Origin of the sequence: Rhodanobacter sp. OK091, assembly GCF_900142825.1 — a bacterium.
Classification (GTDB): domain Bacteria; phylum Pseudomonadota; class Gammaproteobacteria; order Xanthomonadales; family Rhodanobacteraceae; genus Rhodanobacter.
The window spans coordinates 667,883-686,655 of the sequence record NZ_FRCH01000001.1 but is presented as its reverse complement, the minus strand read 5'-3'; the positions used below and the strand labels follow the sequence as shown (position 1 = coordinate 686,655).

23 protein-coding genes are annotated in these 18,773 nt (G+C 66.0%); 15 read left to right on the top strand and 8 right to left on the bottom strand.

What is annotated here, in order from left to right; translation table 11 throughout:
• The 4 genes from BUA26_RS03395 to BUA26_RS03380 are packed head-to-tail and all read left to right on the top strand — an operon-like array spanning window position 1 to window position 2,665.
• The gene (locus BUA26_RS03395; protein ID WP_072757868.1) at window positions 1–741 is read left to right on the top strand and encodes a flagellar motor protein; all 741 of its coding nucleotides are present in this window, start codon (window positions 1–3) and stop codon (window positions 739–741) included.
• Window positions 738–1,805 carry a flagellar motor protein MotD gene (gene motD, locus BUA26_RS03390; RefSeq protein WP_072757866.1) on the top strand — a complete coding sequence of 356 codons (1,068 nt, stop codon included), beginning with the start codon at window positions 738–740 and terminating at the stop codon, window positions 1,803–1,805. Before BUA26_RS03395 ends, motD begins: the two co-directional genes overlap by 4 nt.
• Window positions 1,806–1,842: 37 nt before the next feature.
• Window positions 1,843–2,322: a chemotaxis protein CheW gene (locus BUA26_RS03385; RefSeq protein ID WP_072757864.1), complete on the top strand. Its 480-nt coding sequence runs from the start codon at window positions 1,843–1,845 to the stop codon at window positions 2,320–2,322.
• Window positions 2,312–2,665, top strand: a complete 354-nt coding sequence (locus tag BUA26_RS03380) for a DUF2802 domain-containing protein (protein ID WP_072759987.1) — start codon at window positions 2,312–2,314, stop codon at window positions 2,663–2,665. Before BUA26_RS03385 ends, BUA26_RS03380 begins: the two co-directional genes overlap by 11 nt.
• 8 nt (window positions 2,666–2,673) lie before the next feature.
• On the opposite strand, the gene BUA26_RS03375 is transcribed toward BUA26_RS03380, so the two are convergent.
• Window positions 2,674–2,928 carry a flagellar biosynthesis protein gene (locus tag BUA26_RS03375; protein ID WP_072757862.1) on the bottom strand — a complete coding sequence of 85 codons (255 nt, stop codon included), beginning with the start codon at window positions 2,926–2,928 and terminating at the stop codon, window positions 2,674–2,676.
• Window positions 2,925–4,067 (bottom strand): flagellar hook-length control protein FliK, encoded by a 1,143-nt coding sequence (locus BUA26_RS03370; protein ID WP_072757860.1) that lies wholly within the window; start codon window positions 4,065–4,067, stop codon window positions 2,925–2,927. The genes BUA26_RS03375 and BUA26_RS03370 overlap by 4 nt, the downstream gene beginning before the upstream one ends.
• A 243-nt stretch (window positions 4,068–4,310) precedes the next feature.
• Here BUA26_RS03370 and BUA26_RS03365 point away from each other — a divergent pair, with 243 nt between their 5' ends.
• From BUA26_RS03365 to BUA26_RS03320, 10 genes are all read left to right on the top strand, one after another.
• Window positions 4,311–4,676 (top strand): STAS domain-containing protein, encoded by a 366-nt coding sequence (locus BUA26_RS03365; protein WP_072757858.1) that lies wholly within the window; start codon window positions 4,311–4,313, stop codon window positions 4,674–4,676.
• A 13-nt stretch (window positions 4,677–4,689) separates the two neighbouring features.
• Entirely contained in the window at window positions 4,690–5,052 is a 363-nt protein-coding gene (locus BUA26_RS03360) for a response regulator (RefSeq protein WP_072757857.1), read from the top strand.
• A gap of 8 nt (window positions 5,053–5,060) precedes the next feature.
• Complete coding sequence (locus BUA26_RS03355) at window positions 5,061–7,049, top strand: chemotaxis protein CheA (protein WP_072757855.1); 1,989 nt, start codon at window positions 5,061–5,063, stop codon at window positions 7,047–7,049.
• Window positions 7,050–7,187: 138 nt separating this feature from the next.
• On the top strand, window positions 7,188–7,694 hold the full coding sequence (locus BUA26_RS03350) for a chemotaxis protein CheW (protein WP_072757853.1): 507 nt from the start codon (window positions 7,188–7,190) through the stop codon (window positions 7,692–7,694).
• Between the two features lie 13 nt (window positions 7,695–7,707).
• On the top strand, window positions 7,708–9,450 hold the full coding sequence (locus BUA26_RS03345) for a methyl-accepting chemotaxis protein (RefSeq protein WP_072757851.1): 1,743 nt from the start codon (window positions 7,708–7,710) through the stop codon (window positions 9,448–9,450).
• Between the two features lies 1 nt (window position 9,451).
• Window positions 9,452–10,336, top strand: coding sequence for a CheR family methyltransferase (locus tag BUA26_RS03340; RefSeq protein ID WP_255368140.1), 885 nt, complete (start codon window positions 9,452–9,454; stop codon window positions 10,334–10,336).
• Window positions 10,333–10,983, top strand: coding sequence for a chemoreceptor glutamine deamidase CheD (gene cheD / locus BUA26_RS03335; protein ID WP_072757849.1), 651 nt, complete (start codon window positions 10,333–10,335; stop codon window positions 10,981–10,983). The genes BUA26_RS03340 and cheD overlap by 4 nt, the downstream gene beginning before the upstream one ends.
• A gap of 83 nt (window positions 10,984–11,066) precedes the next feature.
• Complete coding sequence (locus tag BUA26_RS03330; RefSeq protein ID WP_072757847.1) at window positions 11,067–12,158, top strand: protein-glutamate methylesterase/protein-glutamine glutaminase; 1,092 nt, start codon at window positions 11,067–11,069, stop codon at window positions 12,156–12,158.
• A gap of 16 nt (window positions 12,159–12,174) precedes the next feature.
• A complete protein-coding gene (locus BUA26_RS03325) occupies window positions 12,175–13,362 on the top strand; it encodes a methyl-accepting chemotaxis protein (RefSeq protein ID WP_072757845.1) in 1,188 nt (395 codons plus the stop codon).
• Between the two features lie 10 nt (window positions 13,363–13,372).
• Complete coding sequence (locus BUA26_RS03320; RefSeq protein WP_072757843.1) at window positions 13,373–13,672, top strand: STAS domain-containing protein; 300 nt, start codon at window positions 13,373–13,375, stop codon at window positions 13,670–13,672.
• 286 nt (window positions 13,673–13,958) lie between these two features.
• Here the strand turns inward: BUA26_RS03320 and BUA26_RS03315 are convergent, their stop codons facing one another.
• The 6 genes from BUA26_RS03315 to cdd all read right to left on the bottom strand — a co-directional run bounded on the left by BUA26_RS03315 (window position 13,959) and on the right by cdd (window position 17,514).
• The gene (locus tag BUA26_RS03315) at window positions 13,959–14,324 is read right to left on the bottom strand and encodes a hypothetical protein (protein WP_072757841.1); all 366 of its coding nucleotides are present in this window, start codon (window positions 14,322–14,324) and stop codon (window positions 13,959–13,961) included.
• Window positions 14,325–14,477: 153 nt separating this feature from the next.
• The gene (locus tag BUA26_RS03310) at window positions 14,478–14,843 is read right to left on the bottom strand and encodes a hypothetical protein (RefSeq protein ID WP_072757839.1); all 366 of its coding nucleotides are present in this window, start codon (window positions 14,841–14,843) and stop codon (window positions 14,478–14,480) included.
• 60 nt (window positions 14,844–14,903) lie between these two features.
• Window positions 14,904–15,482 carry an NUDIX hydrolase gene (locus tag BUA26_RS03305; protein ID WP_072757837.1) on the bottom strand — a complete coding sequence of 193 codons (579 nt, stop codon included), beginning with the start codon at window positions 15,480–15,482 and terminating at the stop codon, window positions 14,904–14,906.
• A gap of 81 nt (window positions 15,483–15,563) precedes the next feature.
• Window positions 15,564–16,478 carry a 5'-3' exonuclease gene (locus tag BUA26_RS03300; RefSeq protein ID WP_072757835.1) on the bottom strand — a complete coding sequence of 305 codons (915 nt, stop codon included), beginning with the start codon at window positions 16,476–16,478 and terminating at the stop codon, window positions 15,564–15,566.
• Window positions 16,466–17,035 carry a nitroreductase family protein gene (locus BUA26_RS03295; protein ID WP_072757833.1) on the bottom strand — a complete coding sequence of 190 codons (570 nt, stop codon included), beginning with the start codon at window positions 17,033–17,035 and terminating at the stop codon, window positions 16,466–16,468. Before BUA26_RS03295 ends, BUA26_RS03300 begins: the two co-directional genes overlap by 13 nt.
• A 62-nt stretch (window positions 17,036–17,097) precedes the next feature.
• A complete protein-coding gene (gene cdd / locus BUA26_RS03290) occupies window positions 17,098–17,514 on the bottom strand; it encodes a cytidine deaminase (protein ID WP_072757831.1) in 417 nt (138 codons plus the stop codon).
• A gap of 138 nt (window positions 17,515–17,652) precedes the next feature.
• On the opposite strand from cdd, the gene BUA26_RS03285 reads away from it, so the two are divergent.
• On the top strand, window positions 17,653–18,753 hold the full coding sequence (locus tag BUA26_RS03285; RefSeq protein WP_072757829.1) for an NAD(P) transhydrogenase subunit alpha: 1,101 nt from the start codon (window positions 17,653–17,655) through the stop codon (window positions 18,751–18,753).
• The last annotated feature ends 20 nt before the right edge of the window (window positions 18,754–18,773 follow it).

Sequence of the window (18,773 nt, the reverse complement as noted above, 5' to 3'; positions counted from 1 at the left end):
ATGGACATGGTAAGCATCATCGGTACGATTCTGGGCTTCGTGGTGATCATCGTCGGCACCATATTGAAGGGCTCCACGGTCGGTGCGCTGTGGAATCCCGCTGCCTTCGTCATCGTGTTCTTCGGCACGCTCGCCGCCTTGCTGGTGCAGAACCAGGGCAAGGTGCTCAAGCATGCGTTGTCGATGATGCGGATGATCTACCGGCCACCGCAGCATCAGCCTACCGACCTGATCAGCCGCATCGTCGGCTGGAGCGAGATCTCCCGCCGGCAGGGCCTGCTCGGGCTGGAGCCGCAGATCGAGGCGGAGAGCGATCCGTTCATCAGCAAGGGGTTGCAGCTGCTGGTCGATGGCGGCGAGCCGGATGCCATCCGCAGCGTGCTGGAAGTGGATCTGGACACCCGTGAAGCGATCGATCTGGCGGGCGCCAAGGTATACGAGAACGCCGGCATCTACGCACCCACGCTGGGCATCATCGGCGCGGTGATGGGGCTGATGGCGGTGATGCAGAATCTGGCCGATCCCAGCAAGCTCGGCCACGGTATCGCGGCGGCTTTCGTGGCAACCATCTACGGTGTGGCGCTGGCCAACATGTTCATGCTGCCGATGTCGGCACGGCTCAAAGCGTTAGTCAGCAAGCAGACGCAGATGCGCGAAATTCTGATCGAGGGCCTAGTGTCGATTGCCCAGGGCGACAACCCGCGGCAGATCGAGTCGCGCCTGCAAGGTTACGTCGCATGAGAAAGCACAAACACGAGGAGCACACCAATCACGAGGCCTGGGCCATCCCCTATGCCGACTTGATGACTTTGCTGCTGGCGTTCTTCGTGGTGATGTACGCCGTTTCGGTAGTCAACGAAGGCAAGTTCAGGGTGATGTCCGAATCCCTGATCGAGGCGTTCAACGGCTCCAGCCACGTGATCGCGCCGCTGCCGCCGACGCAGGTCCGGCCGCACAACGTCAGCCCGTCGATAGCCGCACCGGCCGGTCAGCCCGGTTCGTCCATCGTGCCCATCGCACTGCCGATTCCGCCGCACCCCGTGCCGATGCAGGGAGGCAAGGGGCGCGAAGCGGGCCATCCGGTCAGCCAGCAGGAAAACCTGGGGCGCATCGAGGATCAGGTGCGCAAGGCGTTGCAGCCGCTGATCGACCACAAGCAGGTGATCGTGCGACTCACGCCGGACTGGCTGGAGATCGAGATCCGCACCGACATCCTGTTCCCCAGTGGCGTGGCCCAGCTGTCGGCGCCGGCCGATGCAGTGCTGCATGATCTGGCGACGATTCTGGCGCGGTTCCCCAATCCGCTGCGGGTAGAAGGTTTTACCGACGACGTGCCGATCAATACCGCGCTCTATCCGTCGAACTGGGAGCTGTCGGCGGCGCGCGCAGCCAGCGTGGCTCGCCTGTTCGCCTTGAGTGGTGTGGTTGCGGACCGGCTCGGCATCATCGGCTGGGGTGAAGTGCGGCCGAAAGCCGACAACGCGACGGTTGAAGGCCGCAACCAGAATCGACGGGTATTGGTGGTGGTGATGAGCAATCGCACAGCACCGAAACGCGATCAGAGCGACCCCCAGCGTGTCGCCGAAATCGCAGCGCTGGAGAAACCGCCGACACCTGCGGCCGACGTGCTGCCCACCGTGCGCGTGCAAGGCACCGGCAGCGTGCCACATGCGGTTACTCGCAACGGTGCCGCGCCGGACGCCACGCTGCCAGACGCGGCCGACAAGCCGGAGCGCTCGGCATCCGTGCCCCCCTCCGACCGACAAGCCGACGGCATGTCCCGTCGCGCCACTTCGACCCGATGAAACCGATGCCCTCGCCAGCTGATTGTGGAGTCCATGCATGAGCGCTCTCGTCTCCGCGATTGATCAAGGCGGTCAGCACTGGTTGTCGTTCCGGATCGGCACGCAGCTGTATGCGGCGCCCCTGGTCGAGGTGAGCGAGGTCATCCGCGACGGCGACATCACGCCGGTACCGGGCGCCGCCGCCGACCTGCTGGGCGTGCGCCATCTGCGCGGGCGCATCGTGCCGGTGATGGACGGCCGCAAGCGGCTGGGGCTCCCGGTGCTGCCGGTAGCCGATCCGGCGACCGTGCGCATCGTGATGCTGACCCATGCCGGCCAACTGGTCGGCGTGCTGGTGGACGCGGTCGGAGAATTGTTGTGCAGTGACGGCATCGATATCGCACCGCCACCTCCGGGTCGGGCCACTCGCGCCGACGACCCGGTCAGCAGCGTACTCTCCTGGCAAGGCGGCTTCGTGGCACTGCTCGATGTCCGCCAACTGTGCCGGCTGAGTGGAGAGGGTGATCATGTGGCTTGAAGCGGGAATGGCGGTCTTGCTGCTGCTGGCGCTGGCGCAATCGGCCCTGCTGATCCATCTGTGGCGGCAATCGCGCCAGTTGCAGCAGCGCATCGATGCGTTGTCGCACGGTGCAGTCCGCGGCCTGACCGACGTGCCTACCTCGATGCTGGTGACGGCGCTGGGGCGGTTGGAGCGACAGGTGGGTTTGATCGAACAGCAGCCGCCGCCGGCGCGGCAGTCCTACGAACTGGCCCAGCGGCTGGCGCGCGAAGGCGCCGATGTGGAACAGCTGATCAGCCAATGCGGCCTGTCGCGCGACGAGGCAAAACTGGTGCTGCAGATGCATCCGGTGAGCACGTAGCGCGCCGGCTATTCTTCGGCCGCGTCATAGACCGCGGCCAGCACCGAGGCTGCCGCCGCGTAGAGCAATACCGGTACGTCATCGCGTAGCCGCAGCGCGGCCAGCAGCGCGGCAATCTGGGGATCGTGATGCAAAGGCACGCCGAGTGCCTGCGCGCGGGCCAGCAAGATCTCCAGCGATTCGGGCGGCATCGCGCCGACTTCGGCGCCGCCGCTGGCCAGCCGCAGGCTGACCCGGCGCTGAGCGGGCAGTGGCGTGTTCATGCAGTGGCCTGCAGCAGCACGGCGCTGTGCCGGCCCGGCGCTTGCGGCAGACCGACCTGACAGGTCAGTTGATCGAGCAGCACGCCGCACGCAGCCAGTCGCTGACGCATCGGAATGAACTGGCGTTCCAGCCGCTGCGCGGTATCCGCGTGTTCCGCCCACAAGCGTACCGACAGCCGCGGTTCGCGCAGCTGCAATTCGCCTTGCACCGGTCCAAGCGCCGGCAGGTCGAGCGCGAAACCCAGCGTCCAGCCATGGCCACCTTCGGCCGCGTCGTTGACGTATTCCAGTTGGACCTGCAACACGTCGCGGCCACCATCACCTTGCAGCGGGATCTCGATGATCCAGGCCGACAACTGGCTGGCGCTGGCGTCCAGCTGGGCTACTTCCACCCGTGCCAGCGCAGCCTTCACATCGCCATGCAACTGATCCAGCAGAGGATCCACGCTCTCCTCGGCGAGCATCGTCGGCAACGGCAGCCGCGGTTGCGCCTGCAGGCCACGCTGCAACAGCGGTGGTTCGGTGTCGCTGCGGCTTGGCGGCGGGGGTGCTGATGAGCGCCGGTCGAGCAGCGCGGCCAGACGCAGCAGCGCGCCCTTCCAGTCGTCACCGGCCAATGCCGGTGTGCTGCCCTGCGGGCTGAGCAGTTTGGATTCGAAGAACATGCCGCTGCGGCTGATCGCCTCGCGCAGTCCCTCGCCACGAGTGATTTCCGCCGGTGTGCGCAGGGATTGTTCAAGCAGTGCCAGCGCAGTGCGCAGTTCCGGCGGCAGCTGGCGCAAGGCCGGCCGCTGGGCCAGTGCACCCAGAGTGGCCAGCAGGGGCGCGTAGCCGTTCTGCTGCGGCAGGCGTTCGCGCAGGACGCGCTGGAAAGTCGGGTCGGCGGGATGGGAAAGCACTTCCAGTTGCGGTTGCGCGCCCAGGGTCAACACGCGTACCTGGAACTGCGCCGGCAACTGGGCGTTGGGCACGTCAGCCTCGACGGTCAGGGCGCCGATCTGCAATATCAGCAGCCCCTGCGGGTTCACCCCCAGCGGCCGCGCCGACAGCACAGTGCCAATACGCCAGCTCTGGGCGGTGGTGCCGGAGGCGGCACCGGCCCAGGTGAGCGCAGCAAGGCTGATCGGTTGGATATTCAAGTCGATTCCTGCGCCGGACGCGGCGCTGGTAGGGGGTCGTCCCTGAGGTCATCGGCCGGGCCCACGCGAACTTTAGGCTCTTGCAGCGAGAAACCGTCACCGCGCCGTAGCGCCGGCGCCAAATGCCCGGCACTCCTCGACCAACATGCTCGATCGACATGTCGATCCAGCGGCCGCTAAAGCGATCCGCCGATTGGCCGATAGCCATTACGTCAGTGCATACAGTGCGAGCGGAGTCGAGGCATGGCCGGCAAACGGGCGAGGCAACAAGGTACCGGCGAAGCTGACGCGGAAGTGTCTTCCGCATCGTCGGCGGATACCGCTGCAGCGGCACCGGTGCTGCTTCCGGCAGATTGCCGCATGGCCGCGCAAGCGGCTCTGAAGGCGGAATTGTTGGGCGTGCTGAAGGCCGGCGCCATCGTGCTCGATGGCACCCAGGTAGAGCGCGTCGACACCGCCGCGCTGCAGTTGCTGGTGCTGTTCCGGCGCGAGTTGGACGCGCAAGGCGGCACGTTGCGCTGGCATGGCACGAGTGATGCTCTGAACGAAGCAGCCGGCCTGCTCGGGTTGGCGCAGTTATTGAACCTGCCAGCGGAAGCGCTGGCCTGAACGAGGTGGCAGCATGGCAAAGATTCTTGCGGTAGACGATTCGGCTTCGATGCGCGGCATGGTGGCCTTCACCTTGCGCGGCGCCGGCCATGAAGTGACCGAGGCGGAAAACGGACAGCTGGCATTGGACGTTGCGCGCGGCAGTTCATTCGAGCTGGTGCTGGCCGACGTCAACATGCCGGTGATGGACGGCATCGCGATGGTGCGCGAGCTGCGTGCGATGGACGGCTACAAGGGCGTGCCTATCCTGATGCTGACCACCGAGTCGCACACCGAGAAAAAGATGGAAGGCAAGGCGGCCGGTGCCACCGGCTGGCTGGTCAAGCCGTTCGATCCGGAGCAGCTGCTGGCCACCGTCAAGCGCGTACTGGGTTAAGGAATGCCATGAGTGCGGTCGACCTGACTCAATTCCACAAGACCTTCTTCGAGGAAAGTCGGGAAGGCCTCGATGCCATGGAGGCGGCGCTGCTGGCGCTGGATTCGGGCTCGACCGACCACGAGCTGGTGCACACCATCTTTCGCGCCGCGCACTCCATCAAAGGTGGCGCCGCGACATTCGGATTCGTCGACGTGGCCGCGTTCACCCATGTCGCCGAGTCGCTGCTGGAAGAGGTGCGCAGCGAGCGCCGTGCGGTGGACTCCGGGCTGATCGAACTGTTGCTGCGCTCGGTCGACTGCATGCGTGCGATGCTGGAGCGATCCAGCCAAGGCCAGCCGGTAGCCGATGCCGAGAGCGAGGCACTGCGCGTCGAGCTGGTGCGGCTGGTCAGCGGCGAGGTGGCCGAACCGGCCGCAGCCGCGGCGGCGACTGCACCGGTGAGCGGGTGGAACATCGCGTTCACCGCGTTGCCGCATCTGCTGCAGACCGGCAACGATCCGCTGCGTTTGTTCCGCGAACTGCAGCAGCTGGGCCGCTTGGAGGTCGTGCGTGCATTCGTCACCGACAGCGCGCCGGCGCAGCTGAGCGAGCTCGATCCCAGCCAGTGCCATCTGGGTTGGGAATTGCGTCTGCATGGCGCCGTCGCCCGCGGCGACATCGATGCGGTGTTCGACTGGCTGGACGGCGATTGCGAGCTGACCATCGCGCCGCTGGTCGAGGCCGTCGCGGCCGTCGCGATGCCGGCACCGGATACGGCAGTACCGAAGCCGGTGGCCGGGCCGCGGCCGGTACGCGAAACAGCCGCCGCTTCCAGCGAGGGCAGCTCGATCCGCGTGGGCATCGACAAGGTCGACGCGCTGATCAACATGATGGGCGAGCTGGTGATCACCCAGTCGATGCTCAGCGACATCGGCGAGAAATTCGAATTGTCGCAGCTGCCCCGCTTGCGCGACGGGCTGGTCCAGCTCGAGCGCGCCACGCGCGAGCTGCAGGACAGCGTCATGCGCATCCGCATGCTACCGATCGGCTCCGTGTTCAATCGCTTTCCGCGTCTGGTGCATGACCTGGAGCGCAAGCTCGACAAGCGGGTCAGGCTGGAGCTGCAAGGCGAACACACCGAGCTGGACAAGACCGTACTGGAGAAAATCGGCGATCCGCTGGTGCACCTGGTTCGCAACGCGATCGACCACGGCCTGGAGTCGCCCGCGCAACGCAAGGCCGCCGGCAAGTCCGAAACCGGCACGCTCAAACTCAATGCGTACCACGAGAGCGGCAACATCGTGGTGCAGATCAGCGACGACGGCGCCGGGCTCAACCATGCCGCGATCGTGGCCAAGGCGCAGCAGCGCGGCCTGATCGCCGCGGGCCAGGAGCTCAACGATGCCGAGGTGGCCGAGCTGATCTTCCAGCCGGGCTTTTCCACCGCGGCCCAGGCCACCGACCTTTCCGGGCGTGGCGTCGGCATGGACGTCGTGCGCCGCAACGTGCGCGATCTGGGCGGCAGCGTGGGCGTACGCAGCGTATCCGGCAAGGGCAGCACGTTCACGATCACGTTGCCGCTGACCTTGGCGATCATCGATGGCCTGGTCACGGCGGTAGGCAGCGAGCGCTACATCGTGCCGCTGACCTCGATCGTCGAATCGCTGCGGCTGCGTGCCGACGCGGTGCGCCGGATCGCCGGTGGCGGTGAGGTGTTCCACTTCCGCGACGAATACCTGCCGATCATGCGGTTGCATCGCGCCTTCGCCTGCACCGATGCGGTCACCGAGGTCGAACGCGGCATCGTGGTGGTGATCGAGGAGGACGGCCGGCGCGTGGGCTTGCTGGTCGACGACCTGCTCGGCCAGCAACAGGCGGTCGTCAAATCGCTGGAGGCGCATTACCGGCGCGTGCAGGGCATTTCCGGCGCGACCATCCTCAGCGACGGCTCGGTAGCGCTGATCGTCGACGTGGGCGGCGTGGTGCGGCTGGGACAGCGCAGCAGGGCGGCCTGATCACGATCGATCGAACGCTCGATAAGTCTTGATCGAACGTGCACTGCACTCAAGTTCCCGGCGCTTGCGCCGACACAGTCAAGGAAGCAGGACGCGCAGACGTCCGCCACGAGGTTACGCCCCATGTACGAAGACCCCATGCACGAAGACAGACGGTCCGCGGCACCGCCGCTGCAGCAACTCACCTTCAGCCTGGCCGACGAAGAGTACGGCGTGGACATCCTGGCCGTACGCGAGATCCGCAGCTGGTCGCGCGTCACCCGCATTCCGCAGACGCCGGATTACGTGCTGGGCGTGCTGAACCTGCGCGGCGCGATCGTGCCGATCATGGATCTGCGCCTGCGCTTCGGCCTGCAGCGCGAAAGCTACGGCGACGACACCGTAGTGATCATCGTGGCGATCACCGAGCGCCTGTTCGGCATCGTGGTGGACGCTGTTTCCGACGTGGTCGACATCGAACCGTCGGCGATCAAGCCGGTGCCGGACATGGGCGCGGTGGTGGACACGCGTTACCTGAAGGGGCTTGCCACTTATGCCGAACGCATGGTGATGCTGCTGGACGTGGAAAAGCTGATGCGTCCGGAGGACGTGGAAACGCTGGAGGCGGCGCTGCCGGCCATCCAGGAAGTTGAAGTTGCCGCCTGACCCGGGAATCGAGATGAAGATGAAGAATTTGACGGCGCGCCTGTCCCGCCTGACCACATTGACCGTCAAGGCTCGCCTTATCGGCGTGCTTGGACTGCTGTGCGCCATGTTGCTGGTAGGCGCCTGGATCGGGCTTGGCGGCATGGCCAGGGCAAACGAGAGTGCGCGCCAGATCTACCAGGAAGAACTGATTCCGCTGACCAACATCAACCAGGTCGCGCGCGGCTCGCTGGACAGCTTCATTTCGCTGAGCGAGGCGGCCTTCCACAAGGACGACAAGGCGATCGTCAAACAGAAGCTCGACGAAGTCGCCAAGACCCAGGCGGGTGATGCGGCGCTGCTGAAAAAGCTGGGGGGGACCGTGATGTCCCCGGCGGTCAAGAAGCAATGGGGCGCGTTCGAGAGCGCCCGCGGCGACGTGGCCTCGTCGATGACCGAGATCACCGACGCTCTGAACAAGGCCGATGACGGCGCCAGCAGCCTGCTCTACTCCGACGTGCTGCCGAATATGACGATCATGGATTCGGAGATGAACAAGCTGATCGCCCTGCAGGTCGATGAAAGCCGCCTGCAGTACGAGTCGGCCGTGAGCAGCTACCAGCGCATCCGCCTGATGACCTTCGCCGCACTCGGCGCCGGCATGCTGCTGGCCGTGCTGATGGCGTTCTTCCTGATCCGTTCCATCGTCGGCACGCTCAACCGGGCGGTGCATCTGGCCAACGCCATTTCGCAAGGTCAGCTGGGCCATCACATCACCACCCAGCGCAAAGACGAACTGGGGCGTCTGCTGGAAGCGTTCCGCACGATGGACGACCGGCTCACCCTCACGGTCGGCGAAGTTCGCCGCGGCTCCGATGCGGTCAGCACGGCGGCGCAGCAGATTGCGCACGGCAACGACGACCTCAGCCAGCGCACGCAGGAACAAGCTTCCAGCCTGGAAGAGACCGCCTCGTCGATGGAGCAGATGACCTCCACCGTCAAGCAGAATGCCGAGAACGCCAGCCACGCCAACCAGCTCGCCCGCGGCGCCCGCGAACAGGCCGAGCGCGGCGGTGAGGTTGCCGGCAAAGCCATCCTCGCGATGAGCGAAATCAACGCGTCCAGCGGCAAGATCGCCGACATCGTGGGGCTGATCCAGGAGATCGCGTTCCAGACCAACCTGCTGGCGCTGAATGCCGCGGTGGAGGCGGCCCGTGCCGGCGAGCAGGGCCGCGGCTTCGCCGTGGTGGCCACCGAAGTACGCAGCCTGGCCCAGCGCAGCGCCGGTGCGGCGAAGGAGATCAAAGGGCTGATCAACGACAGCGCGGAGAAAGTGCGCAGCGGTTCGGAGCTGGTGAATCAATCGGGCAAGGCGCTGGCCGAGATCGTCGAGAGCGTGAAGAAGGTCACCGACATCGTGGCCGAGATCGCCGCCGCCAGCCAGGAACAGTCCGCCGGCATCGACCAGGTCAACAACGCCGTGATGCAGATGGACGAGATGACCCAGCAGAATGCCGCGCTGGTCGAAGAGGCCGCGGCCGCCGCTCGCGCCATGCATGAGCAGGCCGGCGAACTGACCCGCCAAGTCGGCTTCTTCCATTTGAGCGACGACGGCGCGGCATCCGCGGCGTCAGCGGCGTCGACGCGGGCGAAGACGGTAGCGGCGGAGGCCGAGGCGGTATTCGCCGCCGTGCGCAACACGGCGCCGGCAGCTGTCCGCCCGGCGCGCGCGACGGTTGAACCCGCCAGCGCAACCGGTGTGTGGAAGGAATTCTGACGTGAATGCGGTGACCGCTGCCCTCGACGACAAAGCCGTTGCGACGGGCCACGCGGGTCCGCTGCTGGGGGACATCGATTTCCAGTACCTGCGCGCCTTCGTGCTGGAGCACTGCGGCATCGCGCTGGGCGAGCACAAGCACCAGCTGGTGCAGGGGCGTCTGCTGCGGCGGCTGCGCGCGCTGGGGCTGTCGAGCTTCAGCGGCTATTGCGAGTTGCTGCGGCGCGATCCGCACAGCGAGCTCGGCGAACTGGCCAGCGCCATCAGTACCAACGTGACGGCGTTCTTCCGCGAAGTGCACCACTATGACCTTCTGGTCAACGAGCTGTTGCCGCGCTGGCTGCACGAAAAGCGTCGCGAAGGCGATCGCCTGCGGATCTGGTCGGCGGGCTGTTCCACCGGCGAAGAGCCCTACGCGCTGGCGATGGTGCTGGCCGAGGCGATCGAGCAGAGCGGCAGCAAGGTGGACGCCAAGATCCTGGCCACCGACCTGTCGCCGCAGGCGCTGGAAACCGCGCGCAAAGGCGTGTATCCGCTGGAGCGTCTGGCCGGCATCAGCGCCGAGCGCTGCCGGCGCTGGATGCTGCGTGGCGAGGGCGAGTACGACGGGCTGGCCTGTGTGCATCCGCGCCTGCGCGAACTGGTCACCATCGAGCCGCTCAACCTGCTGCATTCGTGGCCGATGAGCGGTCCGTTCGATGCGATTTTCTGCCGCAATGTGGTGATCTATTTCGACCAGCCGACCAAGCAGCGGCTGTTCCGCCGCTACGCCGAGCTGCTGCCCGCGGGCGGCTACCTGTTTCTCGGCCACTCCGAATCGCTGCACGGCGTCAACGACCAGTTCGAGCTCATCGGCCGCACCGTCCACCGGAAGATCGGCGGATGACACTACTGGCCGATCGCCGCGCCGATACCGCCAACCACGCTTCGGTGCTGCCCGGCTTCGAGCATCTGCGCCGGTACTGGGATCCGGCGCAGGCATGCATGACGGTGAAAGTGCTGCCCGGCGAGTTCTATGTCAGCGCGCAGAACGAGTTGGTCACGACCGTGCTCGGATCCTGCGTGTCGGCGTGCATCCACGATCCGCACCGCGGCATCGGCGGCATGAACCATTTCATGCTGCCGGAGCCGCGCGGCGAGCGCGACAGCTGGACTTCCACGGTGGGCCGCGCAGCGCGTTACGGCAGCGATGCGATGGAACAGCTGATCAACGCCATTCTCGTCGCCGGCGGCCAGCGCGCCCATCTGCAGGTCAAGATATTCGGCGGTGGCCGCGTGCTGGCGCAGCTGACCGACATCGGTCAGCGCAACATCGATTTCGTGCAGCACTACATCGCCACCGAAAAGCTGAACCTGTGTGCATCGGATCTCGGCGACGTGTATCCGCGGCAGGTGCAGTTCTTTCCCAGCAGTGGCCGGGCGCGCGTGCGGCTGCTGCGTCGCCACGACGATGTGCAGCTGGTGGCCGATGAGCCCGGCTACCTCAAGCGTTTGGCAAATGACCCGATAAAGGGTGAGGTCGAGCTTTTCTAGCGACGGCTTCATCGCGGAAAACCGGCGAGGCCGCCGTCGATCGCGACGCGGCTCGAGCTTCATGGCAGGTGAGTTGAATGGCAATGGAAAGAGTACGTGTCCTGGTGGTCGACGATTCGGCATTGGTCCGCAAGCTGATGACGACCATGCTTGCCTGCGATCCGGAGATCGAGGTCGTGGGCACGGCTGCCGATCCGCTGATTGCCCGCGAGAAAATCAAGCAGCTCAATCCGGACGTGTTGACGCTGGACGTCGAGATGCCGCACATGGACGGTCTCACGTTTCTGGAAAACCTGATGCGGTTGCGGCCGATGCCGGTGGTGATGGTGTCGTCGCTGACGGTGCAAGGCGCCGAAGTGACCTTGCGCGCGCTGGAGCTGGGCGCGGTGGATTTTCTGGCCAAGCCCAGCAGTGACCTGGCCAACAGCTTCGGTCAGAGCGCGCAGGAAATCTGCGCCAAAGTGAAGCTGGCGGCCAGGGCCAAACCGCGCGCACGCACGGCGGTGCGCAGGCTGGATGTGCCCCCGCGTTTGTCGGCGGATGCGGTGCTGCCGCGCGTACAGACCTCGGGTACCCGCGGTGGCAGCCCGATCATCGTGATCGGCGCCTCGACCGGCGGCACTGAAGCAGTGCGCGTGGTGTTGGAATCGATGCCGCCCGATGCGCCGCCTATCCTGGTGACCCAGCACATTCCGGCGGCTTTCAGCGGCCCGTTTGCCGCGCGCATGGACCGGTGTTCGGCGATGCGCGTGTGCGAGGCCGAGGATGGCCAGCCGATCCAGTCCGGCCATGCCTACATTGCTCCGGGCAGCCACCATCTGCTGGTGATGTGGGACGGCGCCAAATACGTATGCCGGCTGCACGATGGCCCGCCGGTCAACCGGCACAAGCCCAGCGTGGACGTGTTGTTCCGTTCGATGGCGGCCAGCGCCGGCGTGGGCACCATTGCCGTACTGCTCACCGGCATGGGCGACGACGGTGCCCGCGGCCTGCTCGAACTGAAACAGGCCGGCGCGGCGACGCTGGTGCAGGACGAGGCCAGCTCGGTGGTATGGGGCATGCCCGGTGCCGCATGGAAACTCGGTGCGGCTGCGGAAATGCAGCCGCTTGATCACATTGCCGCGCGCCTGCTCGCACTGGCGCGCCAACCCCACGACGGTGTTTCACGCACCTGACATCGGATATCGGCTCATGGTTGTCCTATCTCACATTGCCCGGATCTTCGCTGACCGCCCGCTCTACGGCTGGATCGCCAGCACGCTCGCGCTGTTGCTGGCGCTGCTGTGGCATCCCGCATGGCTGGCGCCGCTGCTGATCGTCGTACTCACCGCGGTATGGATTGTCGAGAGCCGGCGCAGGCCGCTGCTGGCCGCGCCGATGGCTGAAGCCGGCAACAGCACCCCGGTGCGCGAGGCGCTGGAGGACGTACGTGGTGCGCTGGTGGACGAGCTCGGCCACGCCACCCGCGAGCTGCATCAGGGACTCGACCTGCTGCGTGACGCGGTGTCCGAACTGGGCGGCGGGTTCGACGGTCTGTCGCACAAGACCGGGCTGCAGCAGTCACTGCTGAAGCAGATCATCGACGCCCAGAATGGTGGCGTCTCGGTGCAGGATTTCGCAGCCCGCACCGGTGACTTGCTGCAGCACTTCGTCGGCATGATCGTGCAGATGTCGCGCGAAAGCCTGCGCATCGTCTACCGCATCGACGGCATGGCGAAGGAGATGGATGCCGTGTTCGGACTGCTGAAGAACGTCAACACGATCGCCGAGGAAACCAACTTGCTGGCGCTCAATGCCGCGATCGAGGCGGCGCGCGCGGGCGAGTCCGGCCGCGGCTTCGCCGTGGTGGCCGGCGAGATCCGCAACCTGGCCAGCAATTCCAACCAGTTCAACGAGCAGATCGGCAGCCACGTCGAGCGTGCACGTACCGCGATGGAACAATTGCGTGGGCTGGTCGGCACGATGGCCTCGCAGGACCTGAACGTGGCGCTGTCGGCCAAGGGCGGCATCGACGCCATGATGGCGCACGTCACCGAGAGCGACGCGCGCACCAGTGCGGTCGCCGACCAGGTGGTGGAGATCAATCGGGGCCTGGGCAGCGATGTTTCCACCACGATCAGATCGCTGCAGTTCGAGGACATCCTCAGCCAGCTGCTGCGGCAGACGCGCACCCGGCTGGTCGAGCTGCAGGAAGTGGTCGGCGAATGCACGCGTGACATCGAGGAGCTGGCTTGCGCACCGGTCAACGCCGACAACCTGGCCGAGCATGCGCAGCGGGTGCGCAGCCGGCTGGCCATTCAGCGCGAAAAGGCGCGTCTGCGTTCCCGCGGTCCGGCATTGCAGAGCTCGATGGATGCCGGCGAAATCGAATTGTTTTGAGGAGTACAGCATGATCGTCCACCACGACAGCGAACACGATTGCCTGACCCTGCAGTTGGGCGAGCGTTTCGATTTCAGCATCCATCGCGATTTTCACGAGGCCTGCCTCGGCACTGGTGGCGCCGCGCGCAGCTACGTCATCGACCTGGGCGAAGTCACCAGCATGGACAGCTCGGCGCTGGGCATGCTGCTGCTGCTGCGCGAACACGCCGGCGCCGACCGCGCCGAGATCCGTATCGTCAACGCGGGCACCGAGTTGCGCAGCACTTTGCGTGTGGCCGGTTTCGACAAGTTGTTCGTGCTGCACTGATTCTTGCAGCGACCGGTGGGCCGTTTGCCTTCCCGGACTGCGATACATCCCTTTGGCGCGCGCGTTGTGCCTCAAGGCTCCGGACTCCGGAGCCTTTTCGTATCTGCGAAGTGGACTAGGCCACCGGCAGGAAGGGGCCAGTCCCCTGCGGGGCTTCGATGAATCAGCGATTCAACGCGTGCAAGCAAATGAATACGGGCCGCCATGATGGCGACCCGTATTCGTTTGCTGCTTGCTGGCGACGATCAGGAAACCTGGTCAGGCCTGCGTGGATCGTCGTGTCTGCTTACCAGGCGCGAACGCTGGCGATGCCGGCGGCGTAGGTCTGCATGTTGGGGTCGTAATGGAACTGGCGGCCGAGGTCGAATTCCACCGACTGCCCCGGCCCGATATTGGTGGTGCCTGCCGGCCAGCCCTTCTTGCTCGCGATCACGTTGCCGCTGGCGTCCTTGGCCTGGATCTCGACCTGTGCGGCAGCCGCTTCGGCGCAATGGTTCACCAGCTGGCCTTTCATGGTCATCTTCGAGCTCAGGCCGCTGGAACCGGCGGCGACCTTGAAATCCTGGATCGTGAAATCGGTGGCCGAGCAAGCTGCGTGTGCCGCCATGGGGGCGGCAAGGAGCAGGGCAGAGGCGAGCAGGATGTTCTTCATCTCGGGTTATCTCATCATCGGGTGGGGGATACCTGTTAAGCGGCAGCGACCCGGAAAACTTTAGAGCAGTCGCGCAGCCGGCCGGGAGAGCGCGCGTCGGCGCGACATCCCATGATCGGCTATCACTGGCCGCGGATGGTTGCCGTCGCCGGCTTACCAGCTGCGCACGCTCACGATGCCGGCGGCATAGGTCTGCATGCTGGGGTCGTAGTGGAATTGACGGCCGACGTCGAACTGCACCGATTGACCGGGCGCGATGTTGGTGGTGCCGGCCGGCCAGCCTTTCTTGGACTGCAGCACGTTGCCGCTGCTGTCCTTGGCCTGGACTTCGATCTGGGCGGCGGCAGCCTCGGCGCAGTTGTTGACCAGTTGACCTTTCATGATCATCTTGCTGCTCAAGCCGCCAGAGCCGGCGCTGACAGCGAAATTCTTGATGACGAAATCCGTGGCGGCGCAGGCTGCGTTTGCTGCCATCGGAGCGAACAGGCACAGGGCGGAAACAAGCAGACGGGATTTCATGGTGGGCGTTCCAGGATCAAGGGACCATTGATCCTGAGATCGGCCGCACCGGAGAAATCTTTAGGGCCCCGAGGTGGCCGAACGGAAATGTTCGATGAACCACAGCCCCGCAAACAGCTTGGGATCGATCGAATAACCCTCGGCGGAACGGGCGAACAGCCAGGCACCGGCTTCCCGGCGCGGTACTTCGTGCACCACGATGTTTTCGGTTTCGTCGCCGCCGCCCGGACCGACCTTGGTGAGCCCCCATGCCCGCACGAAGGTGATCATCTCGGTACTCATGCCGGATGACGACGGGCCGCAATGCACGAATTCCACCCGCTCGCAGCGATAGCCGGTTTCTTCCTCCAGCTCGCGCTGTGCGGCGAGCAGTGCGCTCTCGTCGGTCATGCCGATTTCGTCGCCGACCAGCCCGGCCGGCATCTCGATCGTGTTCTGCAGGATCGATACGCGGTATTGCTCGACGAACAGCACATGGTCGTCAGGCGTCACCGCCAGGATGATGACCGCGCCGCCGGGATTGTTGCGCTCGGCATACTCCCAGCGGCCGCGCTTGCGCAGGCTGAGCCAGCGGCCTTCGTACAGGGTTTCCACCGGTGCGCTGGCGTCGGCGGGAATGCGGCTGGCGGAATCGTTCATGGGTGCTCGAGGGTCCGGGAAATCCGGCGGACATGTTGAACTGTCCGACTGGCAGCGACAACCGGCAGCGAGGAGATGGGTTCAGCGCAGCAAGGCGCGGAGCCGGCTGCGGGTGAAAGCCCCGAAGCGCAGCTGTTCGCACAGGCTGTCGAGCTGGGCGGGTTGCCGGGGCGCGCGCAGCATGACTTCGAGAGTGCTGGCGCCGGGGGCATCCAGCGCGATGCGGGTGAGCCGGCGGTACAGTCGCGCCTGCTCGGCGTGCTCGCGCAGTTTCGCGGCGCACGCCGCCGCACCGCGCAGCCGCAGGAACGCGACCTCGTCGATGCGATCGAGCAGGATGTCGAGACTGCCGAAATGGCTCAGCAAGGCTGCGGCGGTTTTCGCGCCGATGCCGGGCACGCCGGGGATGTTGTCCACCGCATCGCCGCACAGCGCGAGATAGTCGGCCACCTGGTGCGGATGCACGCCGAGTTTTTCATGTACGCCAGCCGGACCCCAGCGCAGGCCGCGCGCATAGTCCCACTGTTCGTCGTGCGTACCCAGCAACTGGCCGAAGTCCTTGTCGGCGGACACGATCACGCTGCGCCAGCCGTGCGCCCGCAGGCTCCATACGGTGCTGCCGATCAGGTCGTCGGCCTCGAAGCTGTGGTCGATCATCAGATGGATGCCGAGCGCCTCGGTGATCGCGCGGCACTGCACGAACTGGCGCTCCAGATCCGGTGGCGGCAGCTCACGGTTGGCCTTGTACGGCGGATAGATCGCGTTGCGGAACGAGCTGGTCAGCGAAGCGTCGAACGCCACCGCGATGTGCTCGGGCTGCGCGCGCTCCAGCAGCTCGCACAGGAAGCGGGCGTAGCCGTGCACGGCGTTGACCGGATGGCCGTCCGCGTCGAAAAACTCGTTCGGCATCGAATGCCAGGCGCGAAATACATACAAGCTGCCGTCGACCAGATGGACGGCTGGAAGTCCGTTCGCCGGCGTGTTCACGGCGTCCATGCGCTGAGCAGATCGGCCAGCGCCGGGCGATCGCGATCGGGTACCTCGACCTGCGGTGTACCCAGGTGCACGAAACCGACCACGTGTTCGTGCTCCGCCAGTCCGAGTATCGCCGCCGCGTCGCGGTCATATGCAGCCCAGCCGGTCAGCCATTGCGCGCCGAAGCCCAGCGCATGTGCACCGAGCAGGATGTTGTAGGCGACGTTGCCGGCGCACAGCTTCTGCTCGATCTCAGGCACCTTGCTGTCGGCATGCAGGCAGGCGACAACCACCACGACCAGTGGTGCGAAGGTGTAGCGGAGGCGCTCCTTCTCCTGCTTGGCTTCAGACATGTCGGGATTGTTGCGTATCGCGATCGCGGCCAGCCGTTCGCCGAAGCGCAGCTTCGCGTCGCCTTGCATACGGATCAGCCGGAACGGCACCAGTTTGCCGTGATCGGGCACGCGGATCGCCGCTTCGAGAAGCGCCTGCAGCGTCGCCTCATCCGGCGCCGGCTCACCCAGCTGTCGCGATGGGATGGAATGGCGTTGCTGGAGCAGGGACAGGGCAGGGGGCATGGATTAGTTCTTTGGACGCGAAGACGCCCATGCTAACTGGCGGGCCGACCGCGCGCGAACGGTCACGCCGGCAGCGGCAGCTTGAACGAGCCGGGCAGCAGCGCGGCCACGGTGGTTTGCTGTGTGTCGCCGCTCAGATTGGCCATCAAAACCGGCATGGCGCCGTCGCACAGTTCGGCCATCACCTGGCGGCAGGCGCCGCAGGGGCTGACTGGACCGTCGGTATCGGCGATCACGGCCACAGCCACGAAATCGCCGGGTCGGCACCCAGCGGCGACCGCGCTGAACAGCGCGGTTCGTTCGGCGCAATTGCACAGACCGTAGGACGCGTTCTCCACGTTGCAACCGCTGAATCGGCGGCCGTCGCGGGTCAGCAGCGCGGCACCGACCCGGAAGTGCGAATACGGCGCGTAAGCCTGCTCGCGCGCGCTGCGCGCCAGTGCCAGCAAATCGGTAAGCGTGGTGGTGGATACGGGCATCGGGATCTCCGGCAAGGACCCCGGTCGGCGCGGGCCGCATGTGTCGGCGGGTCAGCTTACTCTTTTCGCTTGATCCGAGATCAAAACCGGCGTCGCAAGCCGCTAAGATGTTCCGACCACTGTCGAGGGGACTGCACCATGCCGATCACCGTAGCCGCTTTGCGTGAGACCGCCGCCGGGGAGCGTCGCGTGGCGATCACGCCCGAGATGGCGAAGAAGCTGCACGGCAAAGGCCTGCGCGTCCTGCTGGAACGCGATGCGGGACGTGCCGCCGGCTTTCCCGACAGTTCCTATGCCGAAGCCGAGTTCGCCGACGCCGCCGGCGTGCTGGCACAAGCCGATCTGCTGGCCTGCGTGCTGCCGCCGGACTACGCGGTATTCGCCGGTTTGCGCGAGGGCAGTGTGGTGGTGGGCCAACTGCGTCCCTACGGCGCGGCCGATCGGGTAGCCGCGCTGACCGCGCACAAGCTGACCGCGTTTTCGCTGGAGCTGCTGCCGCGCACCACGCGGGCGCAAGCGATGGATGTATTGAGTTCGCAGGCAGCGGTGGCCGGTTATCGCGCCATGCTGATCGCCGCCGAGGCCTCGCCGAAGTTCTTCCCCATGCTGACCACCGCCGCCGGCACGATCCGGCCGTCCAAAGTGCTGGTGATCGGCGCGGGCGTGGCCGGACTGCAGGCGATCGCCACCGCGCGCCGGCTGGGTGCGCAGATCGAAGGCTATGACGTGCGCCCGGAAACCCGCGAACAGGTCGAATCGCTGGGTGCGAAGTTTCTCGAACTCGGCGTCAGTGCGGCCGGCAGCGGCGGCTACGCGCGCGAATTGTCGGCGGAGGAGCGCGCCGCGCAGCAACAGGCGCTGGCCGAACATCTGAAATCGATCGACGTGATCGTCACCACCGCGGCCGTGCCGGGACGGCCGGCACCGAAGATCCTCACGGCAGCGATGGTCGACGGCATGAAGCCGGGTGCGCTGATCGTCGATCTGGCCGCCGAGGGTGGCGGCAACTGCGAACTGACCCGGCCGGGCGAGCGGGTCGAGCATGGCGGCGTGGTGATCCTGGGGCCGCTGAACCTGCCGGCTGGCGCGCCGCTGCATGCATCGGAGATGTATGCACGCAACGTCGTCAACTTCATCGAACTGCTGGTGCACGACGGCGCGCTGCAGCCGGATTTCAATGACGAACTGGTCGCCAAGAGCTGTCTCAGCCACGCCGGCGAAACCCGGTTCAATGCGTAAGCGGCCGGGTCACCCTGGCG